Annotated in this window: 6 protein-coding genes and 1 pseudogene; all 7 read left to right on the forward strand. The window is 60.7% G+C overall.

Annotation, left to right across the window (positions count from 1 at the left end; translation table 11 throughout):
• A partial coding sequence (gene traG / locus AKL29_RS45710; RefSeq protein WP_244482480.1) for an IncP-type conjugal transfer protein TraG occupies window positions 1-1,228 on the forward strand: 1,228 nt, incomplete at its 5' end.
• 5 nt (window positions 1,229-1,233) lie between these two features.
• A complete protein-coding gene (locus AKL29_RS28935) occupies window positions 1,234-1,662 on the forward strand; it encodes a CopG family transcriptional regulator (protein ID WP_050386505.1) in 429 nt (142 codons plus the stop codon).
• Between the two features lie 130 nt (window positions 1,663-1,792).
• Window positions 1,793-3,109 carry an MFS transporter gene (locus AKL29_RS28940; RefSeq protein ID WP_050386506.1) on the forward strand — a complete coding sequence of 439 codons (1,317 nt, stop codon included), beginning with the start codon at window positions 1,793-1,795 and terminating at the stop codon, window positions 3,107-3,109.
• Between the two features lie 226 nt (window positions 3,110-3,335).
• Window positions 3,336-4,250, forward strand: coding sequence for a P-type conjugative transfer ATPase TrbB (gene trbB / locus AKL29_RS28945; protein WP_193395258.1), 915 nt, complete (start codon window positions 3,336-3,338; stop codon window positions 4,248-4,250).
• A gap of 1 nt (window position 4,251) precedes the next feature.
• Window positions 4,252-4,578, forward strand: a complete 327-nt coding sequence (locus tag AKL29_RS28950; protein WP_050386507.1) for a TrbC/VirB2 family type IV secretion system protein — start codon at window positions 4,252-4,254, stop codon at window positions 4,576-4,578.
• A complete protein-coding gene (locus tag AKL29_RS28955) occupies window positions 4,578-4,841 on the forward strand; it encodes a VirB3 family type IV secretion system protein (protein ID WP_050386508.1) in 264 nt (87 codons plus the stop codon). Before AKL29_RS28950 ends, AKL29_RS28955 begins: the two co-directional genes overlap by 1 nt.
• Window positions 4,842-4,851: 10 nt before the next feature.
• Window positions 4,852-5,439: pseudogene (locus AKL29_RS45715) on the forward strand (conjugal transfer protein TrbE); the annotation flags it as partial.

Below are 5,439 nucleotides of genomic sequence, written 5' to 3' on the forward strand. Positions count from 1 at the left end.
TGGCGCCATTCTCCACGTCCTCTATGCCGAAATGGACAAGACCCTGGCCGGCGTAGCTGCCTTTCTCTCCGACCCAAAGCGGCCGATCGAAGCGACGTTGAAGGCAATGATGACCACGCAGCACCTTGGCGAGCAGGGTGCTCATCCCGTTGTCGCCTCAACCGCGCGCGAACTCCTCAACAAATCCGAGAATGAGCGCTCCGGCGTCCTATCCACGGCCATGTCGTTCCTCGGGCTCTACCGCGATCCAGTGGTGGCCCGCGTGACCTGCCGTTGCGACTGGCGGATCGCCGACCTGATCGCTGACGCCAGCCCCACGACGCTTTACCTTGTAGTCCCGCCCTCCGACATCTCGCGGACCAAGCCTCTTATCCGCTTGGTGCTGAATCAGATCGGCCGGCGCTTGACCGAGGATTTGCACGCACGCGATCGTCGGCACCGAGTCCTGATGATGCTCGACGAGTTCCCAGCGCTCGGGCGGCTTGATTTTTTCGAGTCGGCACTCGCCTTCATGGCGGGCTACGGAATCAAGAGTTTCTTGATCGCGCAATCGCTCAATCAGATCGAGAAGGCCTACGGGCCCAACAATGCGATCCTCGATAACTGCCATGTCAGGGTCAGCTTCGCCACCAATGACGAGCGAACGGCTAAACGTGTGTCAGACGCGTTGGGTACAGCGACGGAGATGCGGGCGATGAAGAACTATGCCGGCCACAGGTTGAACCCCTGGCTGGGGCACCTCATGGTGTCGCGCCAGGAGACTGCGAGGCCGCTCTTGACGCCTGGCGAGGTCATGCAGCTTCCGCCGATGGACGAGGTCGTGATGGTGGCGGGCACGCCGCCGATCCGGGCGAAAAAGGCGCGCTACTACAAGGACCGGCGGTTCACGGAACGTGTCTTGTCGCCGCCCGATCCCGCGGCTTCCAGTCGATCATCTCGAGCGGACGGGTGGTCAACGCTCGGAACCATGACGCCAGCGACCGAGCCTACCGACAAAAGGGAGCATGCAGAGGACGACACGGCGAACAGCGGCCTCCGTCGCGAGCCCGAACTTCCAGATCATGTCGCGATCGCCAAGGAGACGACCGAACCGACGCCGGCAGAGGAATTTGCCGCCGTTCTTGACGACGACGAGGATGCCGTCCGCCAGACCCGGCTTCTCCGCCAGCAGATGCGTGGCGTCGCGCGTCAGGTCGCAATGGATCCGGATGACGGGATGGAGCTCTGAGACACATGCGCGACCGGATGAACGTGTATTTCCCGCCGGAGCTTCTGAAGCAGATATCGGATCTAGCCGATCGCAAGAAGCTTTCCCGGTCTGCGATCGTCGAAGCGGCTGTTGCTTCGTTTCTGTCACCGGATGGAGCGGACCGGCAGGAGGCAGCGTTCACCCGGCGCCTCGATCGGCTATCGAGACAGATGCAGAGGCTGGAACGCGACGTTGGTTTGACGGCCGAGACCTTGGCCCTCTTCATCCGCTTCTGGCTGACGATCACGCCACCGTTGCCCAACGATGCGCAGGCCGCCGCGCAGGCCAAGGGCAGGGAGCGCTTTGAAGGATTCATCGAGGCGCTCGGGCGCCGTCTGCAAAAAGGGCAAAGCTTTTTGCGCGAGGTTCCCGAAGATATCCTCCATCAGGAGTCGGCCGGCGAAACTGGCTGAGCCTCCTGAATTCGCTATCGCGCCGGCGCCTTCTCTTTCTACGCCAGCCTACGACCGCAGCGATTTTTGCCGACTGACAAAAAGCTGGACGCGCTATCGGCTCGAAGGAGTTGAAAGCAAAGGGGCCGGCATGCAAATCTCGATAGCATGGTGTCGACTTGCGCGCGTTTTTCTCCCTTTTGCCGCTGGATACTATCTCTCGTATTTGTTTCGAACGATCAACGCTTTGATCGCCGGTCATCTCAGCTCCGATACCGGGCTCGGGACAGCAGACCTCGGGCTGCTTACATCAGTCTATTTCCTTGTTTTCGCGGCGGCTCAGATCCCGGTCGGCATTTTGCTGGACCGCTTTGGTCCGCGTCGCGTCCAAAGCGCTCTGCTGTTGCTCGCCGCGGCGGGCGCCGGATTGTTCGCGGTATCGACTGGCTTCCTGTCGCTTTTGATCGCACGTGCAATGATCGGGCTTGGCGTGGCGGCGGCGCTGATGGCCGGACTGAAGGCCATAGTTCTATGGTTTCCCAGAGAACGAGTAGCCTTGCTGAACGGCTACATGATCATGCTGGGGTCACTCGGGGCGGTGACCGCCACGGCTCCAGTCGAACACCTACTCACCTGGATGGACTGGCGGCAACTCTTCGAAATCCTTGCGGCCACGACCGCCGCCACGGCCATGCTCATTTACGTCGTGGTTCCTGAACGAGTCACTGTCCCATCGAGAGTGCCAATCTCCGCCACCCTTAGCTCCGTTTTTGGCGATAAGCGTTTCTGGCGTATTGCCCCGTTGTCGGCGACTTGCGTTGGATCAGCCTGGTCTTTGCAAGGATTGTGGGCATCGCCGTGGCTGGTGGACGTGGAGGGGCTTAATCGGACAAGTCTCGTCAGACAGCTGTTCATAATGTCGCTCGTACTTAGCGGCGGTGCTTGGTTGTTCGGTACGACGGTTTATTGCTTCAGACGAAGAGGAGTCGGGGCGGAGACCATACTGGTGACGATCGCGCTGCTGTTCATCGTAGCACAGGCCGCTTTGATCCTGCGCATGCCGTTGCCGTCCATTCTGCCGTGGTCCGTTGTAGCGATTATCGCGACGGCAACCGTGGTCAGCTTCGCGGTGATAGCTGATTACTATCCACCAGAGCTTGCCGGTCGCGCCAACGGTGCCTTGAACGTTCTGCATTTCGGTTGGGCATTCCTGGCCCAATACGCGACGGGTGTGGTCCTGGAGCAGTGGTCCACAGAGGATGGTCATAGATCCATTGTGGCCTACCAAGTCGCGTTTGGTCTCAACGTCGCACTTCAGATCGCGGCATTGGCCTGGTTCGCGCTACCCTGGCTCCAATCCTTCACTTCGCGGATGGCTTCTATTCCTTCCATCATGCCTGCCGGTGCTTTCGACGCCGTCGAAGCAGGCATCTTCTGCGAGCAAACCGGTGACGATGCGGAGTGGTAAACTGCGGCTGCAGCGGGCCGATACGGTCGAGTGGGCATCAATAGCAGTTCGCAGTCTTTCCTTTTCTACGCTGATCTACGATCGCCGAAAGCTCTCGTTGCCTTTGATCGTTTGGTGCCTTTTCTAATCATCCCATCTGAGGACGCCCTTTGGACGTTCTCGTTCGGTGGGGACCGCGGTGACAATCCATTCCATTCAATCGGAAGCGAATTCGCGCGGTGCACGGATGCTGCGTAGCGCGCTTGGCACAGCGATCACTGGCTACCTCGAAGATGAAGCGATCATCGAGGTGATGCTCAATCCCGATGGGCGGTTGTGGATCGACCGGTTGTCCAGCGGCTTGACTGACACCGGCGAGACTCTGTCCGCCGCCGATGGCGAGCGAATTGTTCGCCTGGTCGCGCACCATGTCGGTGCCGAAGTTCATTCCGCTTCGCCACGTGTATCGGCCGAACTTCCTGGTACCGGCGAGCGCTTCGAGGGTCTATTGCCTCCGGTCGTTGCGGCTCCGGCGTTTGCAATCCGGAAGCCCGCGGTTGCTGTGTTTACGCTCGACGACTACGTCGCCAAGGAGATCATGACCTCGGCGCAGGCCAAGATCCTGAAGAACGCGGTCGCTGCACGGAAGAACATCCTTGTCGCCGGTGGGACATCGAGCGGCAAGACCACTTTGACGAATGCGCTTTTGGCCGAGGTGGCTAAGACCTCCGATCGGGTCGTGCTGATCGAAGACACACGCGAACTCCAGTGCAAAGCGCCTAACCTTGTAGCTTTGCGGACCAAAGATGGCGTGGCCACGTTGTCTGATCTTGTTCGCTCCTCACTGCGGCTGCGTCCTGATCGCATTCCGATCGGCGAGGTCCGCGGTGCCGAAGCACTCGATCTGCTCAAAGCCTGGGGCACGGGTCACCCTGGTGGCATCGGGACCATTCATGCCGGCACCGCGCTCGGCGCGCTGCGGCGGCTCGAGCAACTCATTCAGGAAGCCGTCATCACTGTTCCACGCGCGCTCATCGCCGAGACTATCAACCTCGTCGCTGTTCTTGCGGGTCGCGGTGCCGATCGCCGCCTCGCCGAGCTCGCCTCCGTCACGGGCCTTGGGGTTGCCGGCGACTACAGCCTTTCATCAGCAGGAGACTAACATGCGTTTGGGCTCTCGTGTTCTTCGGCAAGCCGCGTCGCTCGCTGCTTTCGGTTCGGTTCTCTTGACGACGTCGTCAGCATGGGCGGCTGGCTCGAACATGCCGTGGGAACAGCCGCTCAATCAGATCCTGCAATCGGTCGAGGGGCCGGTCGCCAAGATCATCGCGGTCATCATCATCGTCGTGACCGGACTCACGCTCGCATTCGGAGACTCGTCAGGTGGTTTCCGCAGGCTGATCCAGATCGTGTTTGGTCTGTCGATCGCGTTTGCTGCCTCGAGCTTCTTCCTGTCGTTCTTCTCCTTCGGCGGCGGCGTGGTGATCTGATGGAAGAGCAGGTCGCTGGCTTTGTCGTGCCCGTTCACCGTGCACTCTCCGAACCAATTCTGATGGGCGGCGCGCCGCGGTCGGTCGCGATCGTCAACGGCACGCTTGCGGCGGCGCTCGGGCTTGGATTGCGGCTGTGGGTCGCGGGTCTCGTGCTCTGGTTCATCGGTCACATGGCGGCCGTCTGGGCCGCAAAGCGTGATCCCGCTTTCGTCGATGTGGTGCGCAGACATTTGCGCATTCCCGGTCATCTAAACGCTTGAGCCCTTTGTCATGATGAATCTCGCCGAATACCGCCATTCCAACGCCCGTCTCGCCGACTTCCTGCCTTGGGCAGCCCTCGTCGACGAGGGCATCATCCTGAACAAGGACGGCTCATTCCAACGGACGGCGAAATTCCGGGGACCTGACCTCGACAGCGCGGTGCCGGCTGAACTCGTAGCCATCGCTGGTCGTCTGAACAACGCCTTGCGTCGCCTGGGAGCCGGCTGGGCCGTGTTCGTTGAGGCGCAGCGTCATTTTGCGGGTGCTTACCCGCCGAACACCTTTCCGGATGTCGCGTCAGCGCTGGTCGATGCCGAACGCAAGGCTCAATTCGAAGAGGCAGGCGCCCACTATGAGTCCAGTTTTTTTCTGACCTTCCTCTACCTGCCGCCGGAGGAGGGAGCCGCCAGGGCAGAGCGGCTGCTCTACGAGGGCCGCGATCGTACCGTTGGAGCCGATGCGCGCGAAGTGCTCCGCGGGTTCATTGATCAAACCCAGCGCGTACTTCAACTCGTCGAAGGCTTCATGCCGGAATGCACCTGGCTCGATGATCAGGCTACGTTGACCTATCTGCACTCGACGATCTCGACCAAGCGT

Origin of the sequence: Bradyrhizobium pachyrhizi (genome assembly GCF_001189245.1) — a bacterium.
Classification (GTDB): domain Bacteria; phylum Pseudomonadota; class Alphaproteobacteria; order Rhizobiales; family Xanthobacteraceae; genus Bradyrhizobium; species Bradyrhizobium pachyrhizi.

Coding starts and splice junctions, on each gene's coding strand:
- trbB (WP_193395258.1), top strand. CDS start 3,336: ATGCTGCGTAGCGCGCTTGGCACAGCGATCACTGGCTACCTCGAAGAT.
- AKL29_RS28950 (WP_050386507.1), top strand. CDS start 4,252: ATGCGTTTGGGCTCTCGTGTTCTTCGGCAAGCCGCGTCGCTCGCTGCT.
- AKL29_RS28955 (WP_050386508.1), top strand. CDS start 4,578: ATGGAAGAGCAGGTCGCTGGCTTTGTCGTGCCCGTTCACCGTGCACTC.
- AKL29_RS28935 (WP_050386505.1), top strand. CDS start 1,234: ATGCGCGACCGGATGAACGTGTATTTCCCGCCGGAGCTTCTGAAGCAG.
- AKL29_RS28940 (WP_050386506.1), top strand. CDS start 1,793: ATGCAAATCTCGATAGCATGGTGTCGACTTGCGCGCGTTTTTCTCCCT.